Source organism: Shewanella sp. AC91-MNA-CIBAN-0169, from assembly GCF_040310165.1.
In the GTDB taxonomy this organism is placed as follows: domain Bacteria; phylum Pseudomonadota; class Gammaproteobacteria; order Enterobacterales; family Shewanellaceae; genus Shewanella.
The window spans coordinates 25,142-48,036 of sequence record NZ_JBEOPM010000010.1 but is presented as its reverse complement, the minus strand read 5'-3'; the positions used below and the strand labels follow the sequence as shown (position 1 = coordinate 48,036).

At 39.4% G+C, this 22,895-nt stretch carries 22 protein-coding genes; 15 read left to right on the top strand and 7 right to left on the bottom strand.

Annotated features, from left to right (window positions below; genetic code table 11):
• Nucleotides 1-50: 50 nt before the first annotated feature.
• Nucleotides 51-533, bottom strand: a complete 483-nt coding sequence (locus tag AAEY98_RS10430) for an FKBP-type peptidyl-prolyl cis-trans isomerase (protein ID WP_101086921.1) — start codon at nucleotides 531-533, stop codon at nucleotides 51-53.
• Nucleotides 534-617: 84 nt separating this feature from the next.
• A complete protein-coding gene (locus tag AAEY98_RS10425; protein ID WP_351016803.1) occupies nucleotides 618-1,865 on the bottom strand; it encodes a lytic murein transglycosylase in 1,248 nt (415 codons plus the stop codon).
• A gap of 485 nt (nucleotides 1,866-2,350) precedes the next feature.
• Between AAEY98_RS10425 and AAEY98_RS10420 the strand changes: the two genes are divergently transcribed.
• Together AAEY98_RS10420 and AAEY98_RS10415 are read left to right on the top strand one after the other, a co-directional pair.
• Nucleotides 2,351-2,710 (top strand): DUF2750 domain-containing protein, encoded by a 360-nt coding sequence (locus tag AAEY98_RS10420; RefSeq protein ID WP_041413601.1) that lies wholly within the window; start codon nucleotides 2,351-2,353, stop codon nucleotides 2,708-2,710.
• A gap of 64 nt (nucleotides 2,711-2,774) precedes the next feature.
• A complete protein-coding gene (locus AAEY98_RS10415; RefSeq protein WP_351016800.1) occupies nucleotides 2,775-3,434 on the top strand; it encodes a hypothetical protein in 660 nt (219 codons plus the stop codon).
• Between the two features lie 25 nt (nucleotides 3,435-3,459).
• On the opposite strand, the gene AAEY98_RS10410 is transcribed toward AAEY98_RS10415, so the two are convergent.
• Complete coding sequence (locus AAEY98_RS10410) at nucleotides 3,460-4,401, bottom strand: chemotaxis protein CheV (RefSeq protein WP_101086918.1); 942 nt, start codon at nucleotides 4,399-4,401, stop codon at nucleotides 3,460-3,462.
• 516 nt (nucleotides 4,402-4,917) lie between these two features.
• Between AAEY98_RS10410 and AAEY98_RS10405 the strand changes: the two genes are divergently transcribed.
• From AAEY98_RS10405 to AAEY98_RS10390, 4 genes are all read left to right on the top strand, one after another.
• A complete protein-coding gene (locus AAEY98_RS10405; protein ID WP_101086917.1) occupies nucleotides 4,918-5,508 on the top strand; it encodes an LON peptidase substrate-binding domain-containing protein in 591 nt (196 codons plus the stop codon).
• A gap of 137 nt (nucleotides 5,509-5,645) precedes the next feature.
• Nucleotides 5,646-6,308: a sigma-70 family RNA polymerase sigma factor gene (locus tag AAEY98_RS10400; RefSeq protein WP_101087219.1), complete on the top strand. Its 663-nt coding sequence runs from the start codon at nucleotides 5,646-5,648 to the stop codon at nucleotides 6,306-6,308.
• The gene (locus AAEY98_RS10395; protein WP_351016797.1) at nucleotides 6,301-6,984 is read left to right on the top strand and encodes a ChrR family anti-sigma-E factor; all 684 of its coding nucleotides are present in this window, start codon (nucleotides 6,301-6,303) and stop codon (nucleotides 6,982-6,984) included. Before AAEY98_RS10400 ends, AAEY98_RS10395 begins: the two co-directional genes overlap by 8 nt.
• A gap of 683 nt (nucleotides 6,985-7,667) precedes the next feature.
• Complete coding sequence (locus tag AAEY98_RS10390; RefSeq protein WP_011637775.1) at nucleotides 7,668-7,841, top strand: hypothetical protein; 174 nt, start codon at nucleotides 7,668-7,670, stop codon at nucleotides 7,839-7,841.
• A 223-nt stretch (nucleotides 7,842-8,064) separates the two neighbouring features.
• Here the strand turns inward: AAEY98_RS10390 and AAEY98_RS10385 are convergent, their stop codons facing one another.
• Nucleotides 8,065-9,036: a 1-aminocyclopropane-1-carboxylate deaminase/D-cysteine desulfhydrase gene (locus AAEY98_RS10385; RefSeq protein ID WP_351016794.1), complete on the bottom strand. Its 972-nt coding sequence runs from the start codon at nucleotides 9,034-9,036 to the stop codon at nucleotides 8,065-8,067.
• Between the two features lie 195 nt (nucleotides 9,037-9,231).
• Between AAEY98_RS10385 and AAEY98_RS10380 the strand changes: the two genes are divergently transcribed.
• Complete coding sequence (locus AAEY98_RS10380; protein ID WP_351016791.1) at nucleotides 9,232-9,645, top strand: YccF domain-containing protein; 414 nt, start codon at nucleotides 9,232-9,234, stop codon at nucleotides 9,643-9,645.
• Nucleotides 9,646-9,801: 156 nt separating this feature from the next.
• The gene (locus AAEY98_RS10375) at nucleotides 9,802-10,269 is read left to right on the top strand and encodes an EVE domain-containing protein (protein WP_350996934.1); all 468 of its coding nucleotides are present in this window, start codon (nucleotides 9,802-9,804) and stop codon (nucleotides 10,267-10,269) included.
• 187 nt (nucleotides 10,270-10,456) lie between these two features.
• Here the strand turns inward: AAEY98_RS10375 and AAEY98_RS10370 are convergent, their stop codons facing one another.
• Nucleotides 10,457-11,245, bottom strand: coding sequence for a TIGR00266 family protein (locus AAEY98_RS10370; protein ID WP_059743964.1), 789 nt, complete (start codon nucleotides 11,243-11,245; stop codon nucleotides 10,457-10,459).
• Nucleotides 11,246-11,418: 173 nt separating this feature from the next.
• The gene (locus tag AAEY98_RS10365; RefSeq protein WP_351016788.1) at nucleotides 11,419-12,348 is read right to left on the bottom strand and encodes a LysR family transcriptional regulator; all 930 of its coding nucleotides are present in this window, start codon (nucleotides 12,346-12,348) and stop codon (nucleotides 11,419-11,421) included.
• 219 nt (nucleotides 12,349-12,567) lie between these two features.
• Between AAEY98_RS10365 and AAEY98_RS10360 the strand changes: the two genes are divergently transcribed.
• The 3 genes from AAEY98_RS10360 to AAEY98_RS10350 all read left to right on the top strand — a co-directional run bounded on the left by AAEY98_RS10360 (nucleotide 12,568) and on the right by AAEY98_RS10350 (nucleotide 15,560).
• Nucleotides 12,568-13,728, top strand: a complete 1,161-nt coding sequence (locus tag AAEY98_RS10360) for a homogentisate 1,2-dioxygenase (RefSeq protein ID WP_101086910.1) — start codon at nucleotides 12,568-12,570, stop codon at nucleotides 13,726-13,728.
• Nucleotides 13,729-13,798: 70 nt separating this feature from the next.
• The gene (hppD, locus tag AAEY98_RS10355; RefSeq protein WP_162023320.1) at nucleotides 13,799-14,839 is read left to right on the top strand and encodes a 4-hydroxyphenylpyruvate dioxygenase; all 1,041 of its coding nucleotides are present in this window, start codon (nucleotides 13,799-13,801) and stop codon (nucleotides 14,837-14,839) included.
• 103 nt (nucleotides 14,840-14,942) lie between these two features.
• Nucleotides 14,943-15,560 carry a LysE family translocator gene (locus tag AAEY98_RS10350; protein WP_101086908.1) on the top strand — a complete coding sequence of 206 codons (618 nt, stop codon included), beginning with the start codon at nucleotides 14,943-14,945 and terminating at the stop codon, nucleotides 15,558-15,560.
• Between the two features lie 41 nt (nucleotides 15,561-15,601).
• On the opposite strand, the gene AAEY98_RS10345 is transcribed toward AAEY98_RS10350, so the two are convergent.
• On the bottom strand, nucleotides 15,602-16,780 hold the full coding sequence (locus AAEY98_RS10345; RefSeq protein WP_351016785.1) for a GNAT family N-acetyltransferase: 1,179 nt from the start codon (nucleotides 16,778-16,780) through the stop codon (nucleotides 15,602-15,604).
• 112 nt (nucleotides 16,781-16,892) lie between these two features.
• Between AAEY98_RS10345 and ggt the strand changes: the two genes are divergently transcribed.
• The 4 genes from ggt (at nucleotide 16,893) to AAEY98_RS10325 (ending at nucleotide 22,429) form a co-directional block, all read left to right on the top strand.
• On the top strand, nucleotides 16,893-18,644 hold the full coding sequence (gene ggt, locus AAEY98_RS10340; RefSeq protein ID WP_502959641.1) for a gamma-glutamyltransferase: 1,752 nt from the start codon (nucleotides 16,893-16,895) through the stop codon (nucleotides 18,642-18,644).
• A gap of 457 nt (nucleotides 18,645-19,101) precedes the next feature.
• The gene (locus AAEY98_RS10335) at nucleotides 19,102-20,718 is read left to right on the top strand and encodes a methyl-accepting chemotaxis protein (protein ID WP_101086905.1); all 1,617 of its coding nucleotides are present in this window, start codon (nucleotides 19,102-19,104) and stop codon (nucleotides 20,716-20,718) included.
• Between the two features lie 80 nt (nucleotides 20,719-20,798).
• The gene (locus AAEY98_RS10330) at nucleotides 20,799-22,022 is read left to right on the top strand and encodes a porin family protein (protein ID WP_162023324.1); all 1,224 of its coding nucleotides are present in this window, start codon (nucleotides 20,799-20,801) and stop codon (nucleotides 22,020-22,022) included.
• Nucleotides 22,023-22,033: 11 nt separating this feature from the next.
• A complete protein-coding gene (locus AAEY98_RS10325; RefSeq protein WP_182743922.1) occupies nucleotides 22,034-22,429 on the top strand; it encodes a type 2 periplasmic-binding domain-containing protein in 396 nt (131 codons plus the stop codon).
• Nucleotides 22,430-22,895 lie beyond the last annotated feature (466 nt).

The following is a 22,895-nucleotide window of genomic DNA, read 5'->3' as shown; positions in this document are numbered from 1 at the left end:
ACAAGAATTAAGTTGCTGTTAAATTTAGAATTAACAGCAAATCAATCTCATTAGTGGTGATGACCACCGGCACCATGGGCGTGGCCATGAGCAATTTCTTCATCTGATGCATCACGAGCACCGACAATTTCGATGTCGAATGTTAATTCACGGCCAGAAAGTGGATGATTAACATCAACCGTTGCCATGAATTTACCCACTTTAATGATGGTAACTTGACGTTGACCTTGTTCAGTGTTCACCACTGCAGCCATGCCAGGTTTCCATACTTTTGCACCGACAAGATGTTTAACTGATACACGCTGCTCTGAATCTTCTTGGCGTTCACCATAAGTGTCAGCGGCTGGCGGAGTAATAGTAAACTTTTCGCCAATTTCTTTACCATTAATAGCAGCTTCGATACCAGGCATCATGTTGTCATGCCCATGCAGATATGCAATCGGCTCACGACCTTCATTTGATTCAAGCACATCGCCTTTTTCATCACGTAGCGTGTAATTAAACTGCACTACCATATCGTCTTTAATGATCATTATCGTTCCTTAACTCTAAAATTTGCCGAAGCTTAGCAAAAGCGTGCTAATGCATCCACAAAAAAGTAGCCTTTTAGGTGGCCATTATAATTTGATGCCTAATGCATTAAATGTTTGTTCGTCAGGAAATCCATCCGCAATTAGCCCTTTTTGCTGCTGAAAAGCTTGCAACCCTAGCACTGAATTACGACCTAAAATGCCATCTGGCTTACCGACATCAAACCCAGCATCATTCAGTTTTTGTTGTAATTGCTTTACCGTTTCTCGGCTTAACCTTGGCTGCTTAGGTACCGCACGTGTTAATTCCGCACCGCCATTAATTCTGTCGGCTAAATGACCGACTGCTATGGCATAAAATTCAGAGCGGTTCCAACGCATAATCACATTAAAGTTGTCATACCCTAAGAAAGCTGGACCCGTATGCCCTGCTGGTAAATATAAAGCGGCTTGCATATCTGGTGTCGATAACGGCTGACCATTAGATTGTTTAATATCAAGCGCTTGCCATTTTACTAATGGTAACGGGTGTTTACCGCCCAAGTAAGCAAACGGGTAATCAACAGGTAATAATACTTCTCGTCCCCATCGCTCATCTGCTTTCCAACCTAGGTGTTGTAGAAAGTTAGCTGCAGAAGTTAATGCATCCACTTCACTATTCCATAAATCGGCAATACCATCACCATCACCATCTACTGCATACTTACGATAGTTAGTTGGCATAAATTGGGTGTGCCCCATCGCCCCAGCCCACGATCCAACCATTTTGTTATCTGCGAAATTATATTGCTGCTTTAACTTCAACGCTTGTAATAACTCGCCAGTGAAATAATCGCTACGCCTTGGATCGCATGCTAGCGTTGCCAATGAATCGAGCACTGGCATGCTACCTTTGTAACTACCAAAGTTGGTTTCTAGGCCCCAAAAAGCAACAATATATTGCCCAGGCACACCATACTCTTTTGTTAGCTTAGTTAATAATGCCCCATGTTTGGCCATCATTTTTCTGCCTTGTTCAACCCGCCATGGTGTGACGCGTTTGTCGAAGTAATCACCAAAGCTTGTGGTAAATTCTGGCTGCTGATTATCTAATTCAATCACCCTAGGGACAAACTTTAAATTTGCCACCGTTGTATCGATAATCTGCTGTGAAATCCCTGCCGTTTTTGCTTTTTGCTGTAAATTAATCACACAGGTAGCAAAATCGGGATGCTCTTGAACTGGAGTAACATCAACAACAGGATCGGGTGATGCCGACACAGCACAGGCACTCAATAAGGTGCTAGATACAAACATTGAAGCAATAAACACAGAAAAACGTCTTTTATGAGCCATGAACAACACTTATTTTACAAAAATGAATATTGAATATCGTGACGCATCGGCTTTCAGTAAACAAGACCTGTTAACATTAAACCCTGTTTATTTATGCCAAATTCAAGTGAAAAATAACAACACCGATGACAAGTGATTAATAATGAAGCCGTCACTCAAAACCACAGACACTCGTCTTAATCGCTGCACTTGATTTGAGTCATACAAACAGCTTGATAAATAAGCGGGTCAATAACGCCAAGACTATCGATTGATTTAAATGACCCAACGAACGACAGCGAATACAGTTACAACATTGACGCATTTAATCGTGTTAGTTTCTAATAAGAGACTAAATGCCCGATTTGCGTCTAGATTCTGGGGCAATTTAGTTTCTAAATGACCACCAAGGATCCTCATAAACAAAATTGTCATTAATTAAGCCTTTTCCTTATTCATTGAGTCCGTATAATGATGTTAATTCTCACTCATTTAAGCGATTTATCATGACAGAACAAACAGCAGCACTAACAGGCTTTATCGAAAGCGTAAAACAACATCAAGTCTTATGGGGCTTACAAGATGAAACAGGTGAAGGTTGGGTTGTATGTGACTCATCAGAATTTGAAGAAACTGATGTTATGCCACTTTGGTCAAGTGAAGCTGCTGCAAAAAGCCATTGCACTGATGAGTGGGCAGACTACAACCCAGTGACTATTACACTGACTGAGTTTTTAGAATACTGGGTAAGTGATTTAAATGATGACGGTGTATTAATAGGTGTTGATTGGGAAGCTGAACAAGAATGCCTAGAAATTGACCCAATCGTATTGGCTAAAGAATTAGTTGATTTTGAAAAAGAATAATCATTAATTGATTTGATCTTACTACCCAAGCTGTTCAGCCATTGAACAGCTTTTTGATATTATTATGCCCATGCCTACACTGATTGATATTCCTTTTGACAAACGCCACACCTGTTGGTTTTGCAACGAACCCAGTAATCATATTTTTGATTACTATAGAATGACTCACACTCCCCACCCCTCTCTAGCCATTCCTGCTTGTAAAGAATGCCATATGTTAGCCAAGAAAAATCTGCTGACCTCTATTTGGGATTGTCGAGATGCGGTTAAAGATAATTTAATGCATATATATAGCAAAGACTTGGCGATTGGCATTAATTGGACTAAGCAAGAACTCGAAGAATCAGATTTTGATTGTATGATTTTTGGTGGATTTAAAAAAAGTGCCTGGATGATGTATCAAATAGCCCAAAGTCGCATGAATGCACGGGGCTGGCCATTAAGTCTGGACGGGGTTTTACTTGAAGGCGAAATAGCGGGTGACAGTAGTCAATATCATACCGGTTTCGAGTTTGACGATATAATGTTTACCTCTCTAACAAAAGCCATTGGCCACTATAGCAAGACCTTATCTTTAGACAGTGGTTTTTTACAGCAACTGGTTACCTTACTTGGTAAAGCTCAATTTGGCCATGCTGTCAAAATAGCGAGACTCAATATTGGTATCACCCCAGGGCATCAACGGCGTATTCTTGACGAGTTAATCGAAGATATGGATCAATAAAACCACTTAATCATTCAATTGTGGCCTAACTAAGAATACTCCGTAAACGATCTTGAACAACGCTGACTAATAAGTCGGGCTGGAATTTAGAGATAAACTCATTACAGCCGACTTTTTTCACCATCGCTTGGTTAAAGCTACCGCTTAAAGAAGTATTGAGAGTAATAAAGAGTGCCGCCATTCGAGGATCGTTACGCACCTCAAAGGTCAACTTATAACCATCCATTTCAGGCATTTCGGCATCGGTAATCATCATTAGCAATTCATCGGCAACCTGTCTGCCTTCATCTGCCCACGATTGTAATAATCGCAAAGCTTGTAATCCATCTGACGCCTCAATAATCTCTATACCAAGTTGATTGAGAGTGTCCCTTACTTGTTTACGCGCCGTTGACGAATCATCCACAATTAATATCTTACGACCAGGCATGTAAGAAACGAGCGCTTCATCTAACACACCGTCAGATAACTTCACATCGTAATCAATAATCTCAGCTAATACCTTCTCAACATCAATAATAGACACTAATCGTAAGTGTCCTTGGTCTTCAATTTTCGTTATTGCGGTTAAGTAATTATGTCCGCCAGTGGTTTTGGGCGGCGGCATAATATCACTCCAGGTCATGTTAACGATATTCTCGACTTTACCGACTAAAAAAGCCTGCACACTGCGGTTATACTCGGTAATAATCAAGTTACAATCGTCATTCACTGGCATCGGCGAGAAACCAATCGCTTGTCGTAAATTAATCACTGGGATCGACATCCCTCTAATGTTGGCTACTCCATAAACATTATGATTACTGCCGGGTAACTTATTTAAGGGTGGCAACTTAACCACTTCTTTGATTTTAAATACATTAATGGCAAACAACTGAGTTGAGTTAATGCGAAACAACAACAATTCTAAACGGTTTTCGCCAACTAACTTAGTTCTTTGATCTACCGTATCGAGCACTTTTCTCATGAACAGGTTCCACCTAAAAACATACAAGCAACATCAAAGATGCGTCATCATTAACAAGGGTAATTATACTTAAAAAATATCATTAAACAGTGTTGAATCAGGATTTATGCCGCAAAAATAAAAAATATATATAAACAAGATCAAAAAACACCCCTAATACGTAAAATGTTTAATTCGAAACTCGAGTTATTTCATCTCACAAACGTTCTACTAAAGTTAACACCAATAAAAAGACTCCTGAAACCGCGGCATCAATTCACCCTCGGTTTTGCTTTGTTAAATCTGTCGGCTGTTATCCTAATAGATAAGCCTGTTACTGTTGTAAAACCATTTAACTCAATTAATACTTAAGACGTTCATATGAATAGCCCGTCTTGATAATGCATTTGAGCATAACTTTTCACACATAACACAATATAATTTGGCATGTTTAAACCACAGATCAAGGTGATCATTAACCTGTTTGTGTACGTACAACAGTGTAGATTATTCGTTAAAAGTCATTCAGGGGCCGTTATGATCATCCCATTATTCCCATTACCGATTTGCTTGTTACCTCAAGGATATACCCAGTTACGTATTTTTGAACCTAGATATAAACGCTTAGTATCAGAATCGCTAAAAAGTGGTGTTGGTTTTGGCTTATGTATGTTGGCTGATGATAAAAAAACCATATTACCCATGGGCACATTAACCCAGATTATCGACTTTGAAACGCTTGAAGATGGCTTATTAGGTATTAGTGTGCAAGGGCAAAAAACGTTCATTATTAACAAAATAAGTGTTGATAGTGACGGTTTAAAGCGCGCCGATGTCAGCTTAATTGATTCTTGGCCGTGCGATATCATTGAACGACAAACTGAACAGAGCCACGATCACACTGATGAGCGTAAAAAAGATAAAGCACTTAGCAATACGTTAAAGCAAATTTTACAGCAATACCCACAGCATCTTGCCCACTATTCTGAAGAAAACTTTAATGATATTGCGTGGGTTTGTCAGCGATGGCTTGAAATTATCCCATTGAGTTCCAAAGAAAAATATCAGTGTATCAATAGCCATGATCATCAATTAGCTAAATCATTCTTAGCCGACATAATAAAATAATACAGAACTGTGATCCGAACCCAATAATGCCACGTATAAGATAATGATGCTGCAGCTTGTTTGAGCTCAGGATAGCCACAGCATAATGACGTAATCTCTTATGCTCAATGAGTTATTTATTGGATGCGGGTGAAATAATGGAAAATGTTCAATCACAAAGCACACAAAGTCGTTATGATAAGGGGCATCTTGCACAAAGATCCCTAATTAAACTAAGCGGTGCTATGAAATCAAACGAACCCAATCCAATGGCTGATGAGCTTGCGTCATTAATGATGCAGGTGGCTAATGATCGATGCAAAGCATCTTTTGCAAAACTTTTTTCGCATTTTGGCCCAAAAATTAACTCTTTTGGTGTTCAGCGCTTAAGCCAACAGGGCTTAGCCATGGATTTAGTTCAAGAGACAATGACTCGAGTATGGACAAAAGCCCATCTTTACAATGCAGACAAAGCAGCGGTAAGTACTTGGGTATTTACCATCATGCGTAATCAATGTTTTGACATGCTCCGTAAAGTACAACATAACCGTGAAGATTCTTTCGGTGATGATATTTGGCCTTTATTTGAGTCTGATGAAGCTGAAAACAACGACGATGATTTTTTATTATCGGCAACTTTATTGCTGCATGTAGAAGAATTACCTCCTCTACAACGCCAAGTAGTACAAGGTATTTATATGCAAGAGCTTACTCAACAAGAGTTAGCAGACAAACTTAACATTCCAATTGGAACGGTTAAATCTCGACTTAGACTTGGCTTGGAAAAATTAAAAAGCTTTATGGAGAAACACTATGATTAATTACCACCCAGACCAGCATTTGCTGTCTCTCCATGCTAAAGGCGAGTTGCCGCTATCGATGTCGATTGCTATCTCCGCTCATGCTGAATTGTGTCCTCATTGCCAGCAACAACTTGACCAGGTGACAATTGCGTTGTCTGAGCAACAGTTTGAGTCGGCCGTAAAAACTCAGTCGGTAGACACTAATAATAATCAATTAGACGCACTACTCGAGAAGCTATTAAATTCAACCTTAGATACTTTAGAGGTTGAACAAGCTAGTACAGTTGATCAGATTGAAGACAATAGCGTTAGTATTAAAGGTCAGCATTATCCGCTGCCTAAGGTATTTCGTAAGCAAATTAATGCTTCTTGGCAGGGTATTGGTAAAGTCAGCCGTTTGAGACTCGATACCGGAGAGCCACAAGCAAGAGCAAGCTTGTTGCATATCGCAGCCAATGGTGAAATTCCTGAACATACACACAAAGGTGCAGAGCTAACATTACTGCTCGCAGGTGAGTTCAGCGACTGTTACAACACCTACAAGCCTGGTGATTTTATGCTGCTTGATAAAGAGCACCAACATTCACCAAAAACACTTGAAGGTTGTTTGTGCTATACCATTGTCGATGCCCCGTTATACTTCACTAAAGGGTTCAGCAAACTATTAAATCCAATTGGCGATTTACTTTACTAACCATTACGTTAGTTTCTTAAAATGTTAACTACTAACGTTTGTGTATCGATAACTTGGACGCTATTTATCATTAAGTTGTACCAGCAATAAGGGATGATGAGTGAATTTTCGTCATCCCTTTTAACACTATCGACATCCGAGCAAGGTGAGAATTGTCGATAATTAGTCGCTAATTGCTATTTTTCAATCGAAAACTGCATTAATTTGATTAAAAATTGAAAAAGACTATTGCCATATGCAAACACTCAGTATATTATCCACACAGATTTAGTTTTCTTGTTAATTTTGGTTACCTACCTGTAAGTCTGCTCAACTTCACTTCGTAAATAAACCCAAGACAAGCTTCTGTACATCGTTTTTGATTTCAATTGATTTCTGTTGATATGATAATTTAAATTATATTCACGTCATCTTGTTGTCATAAAACTATGTTTAACTTACAAAGTTAAGTACTAAATATGTATTCATTTTTTTATGGCTATATGTCATGTGACAACATCAATGTTGCAAGCATAAAATAGACCTTAATCAACTATTTACATATCAACACTTGATTAGTGAGTAAAGGATAGGTTAAGTTAAATCTCGAAACATTAATCTTTTGCAACACTAAAAAATGCCAAGGATATTTTATTGAACAATTTTCTCACCTAATGGTGAATATATAAGAAGGAGTGTGACCTATGTCATACAACATGAATGGACACGAAATTTCAGTTAGCTTTCCGGTTAACTCTATCTCGTCAAACAAGAATTCAATTGCTTTTACCGACAGCCTAGGTAAAAACAAAAAAACCTTTTCAAAACGTATTGAAGCATTAAACTTCATGAAATGGTTAATCTCTGCCAATAAGTAATACCCCCTAACGCTTTGCGTTAATCATTTGCTCTGTTATTTAATAAACTCATTTCTCGGTATTCTCCTCTCACTTACCGATGTTTATTAAAACAGAGCAAAATGAATAACTCACTCGCATCATTTTAAGTTATTCTTCAGTGTTAAACCCCAGTTAACCCCTCTAAAATATCTAATTTTATATCAACAACTTATAGAAAAATCATCTTGCATTCACCCTATAATTAAACAGTGTGCGAAAATTTTCGTTGGTATCTTGGCAACATTGTTTTATTTCCCAAAACTCCCCCCTGATGTATATAAAGAATATCGGTTACATTGGCAGTATTACTATTCAAATAATGTTGTAACACTAGAAATCCAACCGGGTCGTACAATAATTCAAATTCAATTCCCGACTGGCATACCGTATTCCACATATCAAAACAACGTCGTGATAATTTTCCAAAATGATATTTATGACCATCATTAATAATTGTAGGAAAATAAACCTCATCGACTAATTGTGAGAATTGTTGACGTAAATATTCATCCCCTCCCACAGTACTGCAAGTTAACACCTCAACGGTAAAAACTTTCGTTAATGATAAATGAGCCAATTGTTGAGTAAGTTGTTTATTTAAATAAGCCGCAGTGGTCCCCGTACCTGAGGGTAAAAATACCTTTAGCTTATTTTTTTGTTGATCTTGCGCCCATTGAATAATTTCACAGGCAAGTTGTGTTATCCCGGTTTCGGCATACTCACAACGCCCACCTTCAGGAATAAAAAGTAATTGTTTTTTATCTGCGTAGCTTGGATTCGATGAAACAATATATTGCATAGCATCGTCTAAATGCATACTTTGAAGATTTTCAACATCGGTCAAATGACTAACATCAATAATATTGGCGCCATTTTGTATCGCAGCGGCATAATTGCCTTGAGGATGTTGTAATAAAAACTCGCTGATATGGCTTACATAGTAATCAAATTTCCACCCTTGCCGCTTAGCCAATACTGACATGGAATATAATGAGTTGGCTTGGGCCGAACCCGATGCCACTAGTTGGGTAATATGTGAATAATCATGATGCAAAAAATGATAAAATTTACGTGCTTTATTACCACTAAAATCAGCATGTAATAAATCATCTCGTTTAATGTAGATGCTGCGTCCACCAAAGTTCATCGTTTGCACTGGGCTTATCGAAAACATGAATTGTCTCAATCAACTGTAATATGAGCATTTTAACTAAAAAATGATAAATCTCATCGATTCATTTGCGTGAATCCTCGCACTGTTCTATTTATACAATACCACAGCAACACTTAACCCTTAATAATCAACAAATTGAAAACATGGCATGAAAATGGCTTATATTGAGAATATTGACTATTGATAGGAATGAAAATGTCTCTTTTACGCTTAATCTTTAATATTGCTTGGTTTTTAATGGGTGGTTTTGTTATGGGCCTAGCTTGGTGGTTTGTTGGAGTACTGTGCTTTATCAGTATCATTGGCATCCCATTTGGTCGTGCTTGTTTTGTTATTGGCGAACTGGCTTTCTGGCCATTTGGACAAGAGACCGTTAACCGAAAACACATTTCAGGCCAAGAAGATATTGGCACTGGCACGTTAGGTTTGGTGGGTAATGTAATATGGTTTTTATGCTTTGGTATTTGGCTCGCGATTGGTCATCTAGTCCATGCTCTGGCTTGTTTTGTAACGATTATAGGTATTCCGTTCGCGTTACAACATCATAAGTTAGCCTTATTAAGTTTAACCCCTATTGGTCAAACCGTTATTGCCAAACCGACTTATTAACATTCGTTAATAACCGCTGAATGACCACTGTTGTAAAAAGCCGATAGCATAATGCTGTCGGCTTTTTATTTGCCTAATCGTATCTGCACCGTGTACATTGCCATTCTTAAGCACTGAAAGGTTATTCAGTCACTTTAAAGACGATAATGGGATCACATGAACTATTGGTTAATGAAGTCTGAACCAGACGACTTTAGTATTGATAATCTACAGATGAGTAAGCAGCAAACTGTTGCTTGGCAAGGTATTCGTAACTATCAAGCACGTAATTATATTCGCGATCAAATTACATTGGGCGATGTAGTGTTGTTTTACCACTCTAGCTGTAAAGTTCCTGCCATTGTGGGTTTAGCAAAAATTAGCAGTGAAGCTCAAATTGATAGCAGTGCTTTTGATAACCGTTCACCGTATTTTGATGCAAAATCTAACGCTAATGCGCCTCGATGGTGGCAAGTCGATATTCAATTTATGGCCAAATTTTCTAAGCCTGTGAGCTTGAAGCAATTGAAAGCCGATCCCGCGCTGCAAGATATGGTATTAGTGGCTAAAGGTGCCCGCCTGAGTATTCAGCCCGTCACACAGTTGCAATACCAACACATTATGCAACTAACAACCTTAGAATAATAACGTTAGATTGATGACCTTGCATCGGTAACCTTGAATTAAAACAGACCAGCTTGTCAGCAGGCCAGTAAACATCTTCTTTAAATCAGCCTCCTAAAGACAGCTCAGACTACGTAAACACTATTAGCTATAAATAGTCTGAGCTCAAATACTAACGGCACAGTGATAAGATCACGCAATGCCCATATTAGTTAATCATTCGCCCTATTCCGCCAAGTACAGAACCTTCACCTTGGTCTTTGCCACCACTTGATGGTGCATGAGCAATAATTCTGTCAGCCATACGAGAAAACGGTAAGCTTTGTAACCACACAGTCCCATGGCCTTTTAAGGTTGCAAGGAACAAACCTTCACCACCAAATACCATCGACTTTAATGAGCCTGCACGTTGTATGTCATAATCAATCCCGGGAGTGAATCCAACTAAACAACCGGTATCGACCCGCAATGTCTCACCGTGTAATTCTTTTTTAATCAGTGTCCCACCAGCATGCACAAACGCCATGCCATCACCTTTAAGGCTTTGTAGAATAAATCCTTCACCACCAAAGAAACCGGTGCCTAATCGCTTATTAAACTTCATGCTTACTTGCGTGCCTAAGGCTGCCGCTAAAAAGCTGTCTTTTTGGCAGATAAGTTCGCCTTGATGTTGAGCTAAGTCTATAGCCAAAATAGTGCCAGGAAATGGCGCAGCAAATGCCACTTTTCGTTTTTGTTGACCTTGATTAGTAAAGTGGGTCATAAAAATACCCTCACCCGAAATGGCGCGTTTACCTGCACCAAGTAGCTTGCCAAAAAAACCGGATTCTGGTTCAGAGCCATCACCCATTCTGGCCTCAAACATAATGTCTTCTTCGAGGTAAGTCATCGCACCCGCTTCAGCAATAACAGACTCATTTGGGTCTAATTCAACTTCAACCAGCTGCATGCTAGAACCTATAATTTCATAATCTACTTCATGACTTTTCATGCTCATTTTCATTCCTTAAAAATTTATTTAATGTTTGCAGTTGCCCAATTCAGTATTAAGGCATTATTCCTTATGGATGATTTAAGGTAACAAAATGATCATCCATTTAACATGACAACATTTCAATAAAATATCCGCGTTCTGTTGCCACTGCATTTGTTTGCCAATTGTGTCCATCGTTAACCTAAACCCGCACCGCTCAATCCTGATTGTTGTTGTAATTGATATTGAGCAAACTCTTGCAAAATAAGCTCGGTAAATAACTGCCCAGCTCGCCCAAGCGGACGTTCAAGTGTAGAGACTAATTGCGGTGTAAAACTAAACCGATTACCACCAATAAAATCAATCTCGATCAGTTGCCCTTGATGTAATTCTTCAGCAATTAAAAAATCCGGCATCCAACCAAAACCCAGGCCTTTTAGTAAAGCATTTTTTTTCATGATAAAGCCTGACAAATAAAAGACTTTATCGCCGCCAAATTGCATTTCATCGCGGTCACGTTTACCAGGAGATGAATCTTCGATGGTTAACTCAACATGTTGTTGCAATTCAGGCAAACTAATGTCTTTAAGCTGACTTAATGGATGTTGTGATGACGCGACAAGCACGCTGGTAATAGCAGGTAGCGGTTTAGGATGATAAGAGGGGCCAGTACGATAATCCTTAACCAGCATTAAGTCGGCCTGGTTGCGCTCAAAGCGATGCTGTACCCCGCCTAAAAACTCCATATTAAGCTGCACTTTAGTCGGTATGTTGTGTTCTGACATGCGCTTAAGCGCGGTCATGATCGGTTCCATCGGTAAAGCACCGTCTATGACTAACTCAAGTTTGGGCTCCCAACCCTGACTAAAGCGACTGGCAAGATGTTCAATATTGGCTAAATGCTGTAACAGCCGTTGCCCTTCGGCCAAAATAACCTTCCCTTCGGGTGTTAATTCCGCTCGATAATGATCTCGATTAAATAATGTCACGCCGAGATGTTGCTCTAGTTTTTTAATCTGATAGCTTACTGCCGATTGTGCCTTGTGTAATCGCTCTGAAGCTTTTGCAAAACTTCCTTCTTCAACAAGTACTTGCAGTACATTAAAGGCATCGATATCTATTCGCATAAGATTCCCACTGTCCCGTTATCCATACACAAATGTAAAGTTAACATAACAATCTAAAAAATAGATTGTGTTGAGTTATTTATTATTCTTTTTTTTGTTGATCTTTACCACTAAATTGTAAGTTAGATCACATATTGGTTTGCCCAATGCGATTAGGCCATAACAACAAATAACATAAACGCCACGACACTCGCAGTCGATTCACCATAGGACAATCAGATGCCATTCTATGTTAAACAAGGTCAGATCCCGACCAAACGTCACATTGCCTTCGAAAAAGACAATGGCGAGTTGTACCGTGAAGAATTATTTTCAACCCATGGCTTTTCGAATATCTACTCCAATAAATATCATCACAATATGCCAACCAAAGCGATAGACGTTCAACCTTACTCGTTATCTCATGGTGAACAATGGCAAGACTCATTAATTCAAAATTACAAATTAGACTCGCGCCAAGCCGACTGCCAAGGCAACTTTTTTAGCGCCCGAAATAAAATATTTTTCAATAATGATGTCGCCATGTACACCGCGAAAGTGACTGAAGACACCAATGAATTTTATCGAAATGCCTATGCTGACGAAGTGGTGTTTATTCACGAGGGTGAAGGCCAATTATTGAGTGAATACGGTGTCATTGAAACCAATAAATGGGATTACTTAATTATTCCACGCGGGACCACGTACCAACTTAAATTTAACGATTATCAAAATGTACGCTTGTTTGTTATTGAATCATCCTCAATGGTCGAAGTGCCAAAGCATTTCAGAAACGAATACGGCCAAATGCTTGAATCTGCACCTTACTGTGAACGAGACATTCGTACGCCAACCTTGGCTGATGCCGTGGTTGAAAAAGGTGCGTTTCCGTTAATGTGTAAATTTGGTGATCGCTATCAAAAAATGACACTGCAATGGCATCCATTTGACTTAGTAGGCTGGGATGGTTGCGTTTATCCTTGGGCATTTAACATCAGTGAATATGCACCCAAAGTTGGCAAGATTCATTTACCACCGTCTGAGCATTTAGTGTTTACTGCACACAATTTTGTCATTTGTAACTTTGTGCCACGCCCATACGATTTTCATCCGAAATCGATACCAGCACCTTATTACCACAACAACATCGACAGCGATGAAGTCTTGTATTACGTCGATGGTGACTTTATGAGCCGTACAGGCATTGAAGCGGGCTATATGACGTTACACCAAAAAGGTGTGCCGCATGGGCCTCAACCTGGTCGCACAGAAGCCTCTATCGGCAAAACCGAAACATACGAATATGCGGTGATGGTTGATACCTTCGCCCCACTGAATTTAACCGCTCATGTCAAAAATTGCATGAGTGATGATTACAACCGCTCTTGGTTAGAAAACTAAGACCACATTTATAGCTAACCCAAGTCACCAAAGAGTGATTGCGTGTTGACATAAAATAAAGGAAAACAAAATGGCAAGCGAACTAAATCCACTGGGCCTTTTAGGCATTGAATTCACCGAATTTGCTAGCCCAGATACAGAATACATGCACCAAGTATTCATTGATTTTGGTTTTTCGATGTTAAAAAAAACCAAAAATAATGACATTGTTTACTACAAACAAAATGACATTAACTTTCTATTGAATAAAGGCCGTGCAGGCTTTTCTGCAGAATTCGCCAAATCTCATGGTCCGGCTATTTGTTCAATGGGTTGGCGTGTAGAAGATGCACAGTTTGCATTTACAGAAGCCGTTGCCCGTGGTGCAAAACCAGCCGATGATGCCAATAAAGACATGCCCTACCCAGCTATTTACGGTATCGGCGACAGTCTGATTTATTTTATTGACACTTTTGGTGAACAAAACAATATTTATCAAACTGACTTTGTCGATTTAGAACAGCCTATCGTAACGCCTGAGAAAGGCTTTATGGAAGTCGACCATTTAACCAATAATGTCTACAAAGGCACCATGGAAAAATGGGCTAACTTTTATAAAGACATTTTTGGTTTTACCGAAGTGCGTTATTTCGATATCAGCGGCGCTCAAACTGCTTTGGTATCTTATGCGCTACGCTCTCCAGACGGCAGTTTCTGCATCCCGATTAACGAAGGTAAAGGTAATAACAAAAATCAGATTGATGAATACTTAGGTGAATACAATGGCCCAGGTGTTCAACATCTGGCATTCAGAAGTCGTGACATTGTGGCCTCACTCGATGCTATGGAAGGCACCTCAATCAAAACACTGGATATTATTCCTGAATATTACGACACCATTTTCGAGAAGTTGCCACAAGTGACCGAAGATCACGACCGTATCAAGCATCACCAGATTTTGGTTGATGGCGATGATGACGGTTATTTATTGCAAATTTTCACCAAAAATCTATTTGGGCCTATCTTCATTGAAATCATTCAACGTAAAAATAACCTTGGCTTTGGCGAAGGTAACTTTACCGCGTTGTTTGAATCGATTGAACGCGATCAAATGAAACGCGGCGTGCTGTAATTTTATAGACACGAAGTGATACATAAAAACCAGCAAATTGCTGGTTTTTATCATTTTAGGCCTTTACACTCTGCCATCTACATTCTAATCAAAGACCTTTCTAATGCCAGATTACGCCGTACTCGCTGTGTTTATTCCAACGTTCTTTTTTGTGTCTATCACCCCCGGTATGTGCATGACTTTAGCCATGACACTCGGCATGAGTATTGGTGTACGCAGAACCTTATGGATGATGTTAGGTGAATTAGTGGGCGTGGCGTTGGTCGCCATTGCAGCAGTACTTGGGGTTGCTAGCATCATGCTAAATTACCCACAGGTGTTCGATATTCTTAAGTGGGTGGGTGGCGCTTACCTTGGCTACATTGGCATTAATATGTGGCGTGCTAAAGGCAAAATGGCCATCATCACTGGTATTGAAGTTAAAGCCAGTCGCATGAGCTTAATCAGCCAAGGATTTATTACCGCGATTGCCAACCCTAAAGGTTGGGCTTTTATGATTTCGCTATTACCGCCGTTTATTAATGTTGATAATGCCGTTGGGCCACAACTCGCCGTTTTGCTTAGTATTATAATGGTCACCGAAAGTGTGTCGATGCTGGCTTATGCCAGCGGCGGTAAGAGTTTACGATTATTTTTAAGTCGAGGCGATAATATCCGCTGGATGAATCGTATCGCCGGAAGTTTAATGATACTGGTTGGTATTTGGCTAGCGCTAGGCTAACCCAGAAAGCACATTTGATGAGTAATTAACCTCATATTATTTTATGTATTTTCAATCGATTTATACGGCAGTTGTTCGCACATTTGCTGTATATAAATGTCGATATGAGCTTGCTCTTGTTGACAAAAAGCACCGATGGCATCATTAAAACCTTCATGAGCAACAAAATGGCTTGAGGTGGTTTTCACAGGACGAAAACCTCGAGCCACTTTATGTTCGCCTTGTGCTCCTGCATCAAAAACTAATAATTGATTAGCGATAGCGTACTCAATACCTTGGTAATAACATGCTTCAAAATGGACATAGTCGCATTCTGTTAACGCCCCCCAATAACGACCATATAAATGCGTGTCTGACACAAAATATAATGCTGATGCCACTAATTGTGCGTCACTATTTTCAATCAATAATAATCGGATCATTGAGCCCATTGTTGCTGCTATCTGCTCAAAGAATGCTGCCGACAAGTACCCTTTATGACCCGAACGCTTTAAATAAGTATTTTGATAACAACGCACAAAATCCTGCCATTGCTCTGCACTCGCCTTATCGCCATCGATAAATCGGAATTGTAGCTGTTGCCTTGCAGAAATTCGTTCTTTAGTGATGTTTTTGCGTTTACGTGACGTTAATGTACTCAGAAAGTCATTAAAATCAGCATAATTTTGGTTGTGCCAATGAAACTGACAACCAACACGCTCCATTACCCCTGCTTGTGCAAACTGTAGATGTTGCTCGGTATTGGTAAATAAACAATGCCAAGATGACCAACCCTTTTTAATGACAGTTTGTGACAGATAGGTTTGAATACCGTCAATCAAGGGCTGTTGATCGTGTTTTGGTAACCTTGGGTCAATACCAATACGTCGCCCAGTTGTAGGAGTAAAAGGTATACTGCCCACAAGCTTAGGGTAATAGCCTATATTGTGACGCTCATAAGCTTCTGCCCATGCCCAATCAAACACATATTCCCCCCAAGAATGACTTTTAAGGTACAAGGGCATCAATGCAATAATATTATCGCCATCCATCACCATAAGGTGCATCGGCGTCCAACCCGTTTCAGCACTAACACAGCGACTCATTTCCAGAGCGGATAAATATTCATGCCGGGTAAAAGGATGAGATGATCCAAAAAAGATATTCCATACTGAAGAATCTATATTGCTAATACTATTAACAAATTTATATTGATAAACTCGCGTTTGTGTTTGTTCCACCCACACCTACCCTATAATAAATAACACTCAACCGCTAAAACTCATACCAATTATTGCTATCATGTGGCATGTTCTATCACAGTATCTTCTCAATACACACCAAGGATTGATCGTGACACGATTCCCTAAATTAACACCGCTTTTTTTGAGCACCGCATTAACACTCACACTTTGTTATCCTGCGCTTCATATTGCTGACAGCCAAGCAAATGAAGCTTCAATCTTCAGTGAAATGGCAACGGCTCAGCCAATCTATGCTAAGCATGGCATGGTTTCAAGCCAAGAAGCCATAGCTAGCCAAATTGGTGTTGATATTTTAAAACAAGGTGGCAACGCGGTCGATGCGGCCGTAGCAGTGGCATATGCACTTGCAGTAACCTTACCTCGCGCGGGTAATATTGGTGGTGGTGGTTTTATGCTAGTGCATTTAGCCGAGCAAAATAAAACCATTGCTATCGATTACCGTGAAACAGCCCCTGCTAAAGCGCACAAAGATATCTTCCTTGATGAACAAGGCAATGCAGTTGACAAACTCAGTCGTGAGCATGGACTAGCTGTGGGCGTACCTGGAACCGTTATGGGGATGGAACTGGCCTTAAAACAATATGGCACCATGAAAATGGCGCAAGTGATCAAGCCTGCGATTAAGCTCGCCAAAGACGGTATAGTTGTTACTTCAGATCTATCAAACTCATTAGCGGGCCTTAAATCTCGTATTACCCAATGGCCAAGTTCAGCAGCAATTTTCTACCATGCCGACGGCAGTAATTATCAAGTCAATGAATTGCTCAAACAACCTGAGTTAGCACAGTCTTTATCGTTGATTGCCCAGAAAGGTAGTAAAGGGTTTTATCAAGGTGAAACGGCTGAAAAAATTGTCTCTGCGGTCCAAAATGCTGGCGGGGTAATGAGTTTAACTGATTTAGCTAACTACAAAGTTGTTGAGCGCGAACCGGTTCGAGGTAATTATCGAGGCTACGAAGTGGTATCTATGCCGCCGCCATCTTCAGGGGGTATTCATATTATCGAAATGCTCAATGTACTCGAGCAATTCCCCATTGATAAATTAGGCCACAATAGCGCAAACACTTTGCATCTTATGGCCGAAACCATGAAATATGCCTATGCTGATCGTAGTGAGTATTTAGGCGACCCAGATTTTGTTACTGTTCCTGTAAAACAATTGACTAGCAAAGGATACGCAAAAGAGATTGCCAGTAAAATCGCCATCAATAAAACCACCCCTAGCAGCGAAATTAAGCCGGGGAAACTAGCACCATATGAGAGCGATCAAACTACCCACTTCTCGGTTATCGATAAATGGGGCAATGCTGTTGCTAACACCTATACCCTTAACTTCAGTTATGGTTCAGGCTTAGTCGCTAAAGGCACTGGGATTTTATTAAACAATGAAATGGATGACTTTTCGGTTAAACCAGGTACCCCTAATGGTTACGGCTTAATTGGTGGGGAAGCAAATGCAGTGCAAGGAAATAAGCGCCCTCTTAGCTCCATGAGTCCAACCATGGTAATGAAAGATGGCAAACCTTTCATTGTTACCGGCAGCCCTGGTGGCTCGCGGATTATTAATATTACGCTGCAAATGATCATGAATGTAATAGATCATAACTTAAACATTGCCGAAGCAACTGCTGCTGCACGTATGCATCACCAATGGTTACCTGATTTTATTTGGGTGGAACATACATTGAATCGCGATACTATTTCATTACTTGAAGCCAAAGGTCACAAAGTGAAAGTGCAAGAGTCGATTGGCAGTACTCAATCGATAATGATGACAGAGCAAGGTCTTTTTGGCGCTTCAGATCCAAGACGCGCGGGTTCTGCCGCCATCGGCTATTAATACCATTAACCATTATCCTTAAAGCAATAGCGGCTTTACATAATCTAAAGCCGCTATCATTGATAATAAAGTAACAAAAATCATTAACGATATCGTTCTCACGCTAGCGGTACTTACCTAATTCGAAATCATTTCGAATACATAAAAAGTTCATCTTGATGGTTCACAATTAAAATATGTTAAATCAAACATAAACTATATTAACTCACAAAAAATAACATATTCATCGCCAATAAAACTTGTTTATAATCATAATGTTAAATTAACACCCTATTCGGGGTAAATAATATTTTTATTATATTAAAACAAAATCAATATTGTATTTCCAACGAGTTGAACAATACTAACATCGCAATGTGATTGTTTATTAAGCTTTAGCTTTTGTTAGTGATTTTATCCCATTATTTAAAGTGATATTATTGTAACCATGTTAAATAAATTGATTACATAAGGTTATATGCTGCTGACAAATTTAAAAATTAAGCACAGAATTACCCTACTTACTGTTGTCGCCATTTTGTCGTTTGTGATTTCTTTAATTATTAACAATCAAACTGGTGAAAACAATGCACAACGGTTAAACGGACTTCAAAACCAACTTTATCCCGCACTTAATCTAGCAACCATAAATCAAGGGTTGTTACTGCAATTAGATCAAACTATTCAGTCAGCAATAACCACAGGCGAAGAAGACAGCTTAGACATAGCTAAAACGATGGTGAAGCAAATTACGGATAATTTAAATGAGTTAGCCATTTTACTTCCAGCTGAAGAAATAAATACACAACAATTGATTCGTGACATTACCCTTTATCATGAAAATGCTAGAAGCCTTGCTGCCGAGTTTATAAAGGATGATGTTGACTTTAGTAAAATTCAAACTCAAGCGACAGATAATGCCAAGCGATATCAAACTTTAGTTAAACAATTTGCGGCCAAGAAGAAAGATTATTCAACAGAGTTTGAGCAACGGATCCAATTAACCATAGCCAGTACTGAACGTGCAGAAAATAGTCTAATGCTCATTGGTATTGCGGCTACAGTCGTCATGATTGTAGTAGGAGTCTTAGTTAATAAATCAATTATTAGTACTATCGACAATGTAACCCAGTCACTTCGTAACATATCCCAAGGTGAAGGCGATCTACGATCACGGATTCAGTATGCAGGCAAAGATGAAATAGCACAGCTTGTTTATTGGTTTAATCAATTTGTGTCTAAACTTCAATCGTCTATTGCCGATACAAAGAATACCACTGAAAATTTAACTGAAGTTGCAGCAACGTTACTCAGTGGTAGTCAATACAGTGAACTCAATGTACAGCAACAAAATGAGTCCATTGAGCAGATATCACAAGCCATGAAAGAAATGTTTGTCAGTGTCACTCATATTGCTGAATACGCATCAAGCGCAGCGCTTGATGCTGAGAATGCCAACACTGAGGCAAAACAAGGCGTTGTTATTGTTAACGATGCTGTTATTACCATTAATACCTTGGCTGAAGAAGTACAGCAAACTGCGGTTGTCGTTAATCAATTGGACGCATATACCCATAATGTTAATGACATATTAGACACGATAAGAAGTATTGCAGATCAGACTAATTTACTAGCACTTAACGCTGCGATTGAAGCCGCGCGTGCTGGTGAACATGGGCGCGGGTTTGCGGTAGTTGCAGATGAAGTCAGAACATTGGCCTCTAGAACACAAACCTCGACCCAAGAAATCCAACAAGTGCTACAAGAATTACGCTCCACGTCTAAACAAGCCGTTGACGCGATGGCTCGTGGTATCAACACTGCAGCAATAGGGGTTAAATCAACCTCTTTAGCCGGTGAAGCCTTACAACGTATCACAGGTAAAGTGAGTGCAATATCAGAGGTTAATGACCAAATTGCGGCTGCCACCGAAGAACAACATACAACTTCGGTGTTGATTCAGCAATATGTAGCTGAAATGGAAGCCGGTTCACAGAAAGTCAGGGTAACGACGGCTGATATGGGAGGGATCAGTGTTGATATTCAAAATATAAGTGAAAGACTACAATCAATTACTAACCAATTTAAGGTGTGAGATTGATTGTAAATGCAGTAGCAGAAAACCAAAAATATAAGCCCTAAAGGCATATTGAGTGATGATCAAGGAGTAACACCATGCAGTTTAATTTAAAAGTATTATCTGTTGCAATATCAATGGCAATGATACCTAACCTAGCAACAGCAGATGAAGCTGCTGATGCAAAAATAGCTAAGTTAGAGCAGCAAGTTCAAACGCTGCAAAAACAACAAAATGCTAGCCTAACTGACAAAGTAAAATTTAACGGCTTTATTAGTGGAGCCTATATCAGCTCTGACAATGATGCTGGTTATAATAATGCAGATTCAAGTGCTGATTTTAACGAAGACAGTAAATTAGGGCTACAAGGTACCTTTAACATTTCTGATAATACTCAAGCAGTATTACAGTTAATGATGCGCGGTAAATACGACTGGGAAGTTGAAGCAGAATGGGCCTATTTATCTCATCGCTTTGAAAACGGCGTCAAGATTCGTGGTGGTAAACTGCGAGTCCCTTTATTCATGTACTCTGATTACTTAGATGTTGGCTACGCACAGCCATTTGCTCGTCCACCACAAGAAGTATACGGCGCTATTCCGTTTTCGTCTTACACAGGCGCTGGCGTGTCATACGATGTTGAATATGATGACTCAACCTTAACAATGCAAGCCTTTGGTGGTGAGTCAGATGTTAAAAATTCAGCGGTTGAACTCAGTAACCTTATGGGTGCTAACCTGAGCTGGACTGACGAAATATGGACTTTACGTGCCGTATACGCTCAAGCACAACTAGACGGACCTATTGTTAATGAAGTTGACGTAACATTAGCGCCTGGAGTGAACACCCAAGCGAACTATACGGTATTAGAACTTGATGATGATAAAGGTTCTTTCGTCGGAGTGGGTGCAAGTTACGACAATGGTGAAGTCATTGCGATAACAGAATGGACTCGTTCAGAAATTGATAACGCTTACCCTGATATTGATTCTGGTTACTTAACATTAGGCTATCGTATTAAGGAATTTACGCCTTACGCTACTGTTGCTTATACGAAAACTCAAGATAATGATGAACGTCTACCTTTATCTACAGCGGCTGCAATTCAGATGGTCGCCTTTAATGCTGAACGTATGGCTTACAGTATTGGTTTGCGATGGGATGCAATTGATAACGTTGCGATTAAATTTGATGTCACCTACGCCGATGATTTTGGTGACACTTCAGGTGGATTCTTAGGCAACAACTTGGACACGTCAACAGGTAAATTCACTTACGATGACACCTTGATTTACACCGTTAAATTCGACGCAGTATTTTAAGGGGTATGATAATGAAAAAATTATTAACAATTTTAGCACTAAGTTTAACTGCCGTTACCTCAGCTAATGCTGCTGTAGTGATTATTGGCAATCCTGCTGCTGCAGATATTTCAATTAATGATGTAAAAAAAGCTTTTTTAGGAAAAGGTGATTCTTCAGTCGTCGTTTACGAATTAGAAGAAGGTAATCCTATTCGCAGTGAGTTTCATCAAGCTGTTACCGGTAAGTCAGATGCTCAACTGAAAGCATTTTGGTCTAAGCAAGTCTTCACAGGTAAAGGTACTCCACCTCCTGCGGTTTCTGGTGCAAGTGCGATGAAATCAGCAATTGCAAGCAATCCAAATGCCATTGGCTACATTGATGAAGCAGACGTTGATGCCACAGTAAAAATCATTATTAAGCCATAAATAATAATGAAACTGTGATTAATACCCACCAAATAGAGTAGAAACATAACCAGCGATGGTTTTGACAGTAACCAAAAAACAAACCGAGCAATTACCACGATTGCTCGGTTTTTTGTTGCTAACTCATCAATAAAACATTGAGCCGACTAAGTTAATAGCAACAAAATAGCACCAAAACATATCAACAATCCGTTTATTAATGTTTATGGTACTTTGCTGATATCCATAAACTAATAAATATTGCCAGCAATATGATATTCAGGCCATTGAGACTACGATTGATGAGTTATACCAGAGAGTTAGTACTCGCATTGATAATCGTTAAATATCTGCCTTGCCATATGATTGAAGCAATAGAATAATCATATGAATTTCACTCGCGTCAAATACATATTTTTTAATTTAACAGATCATGTACCGATGAAATGGTACAGATAACTAAAAGGTAAAGATGCAAGTATTAAAA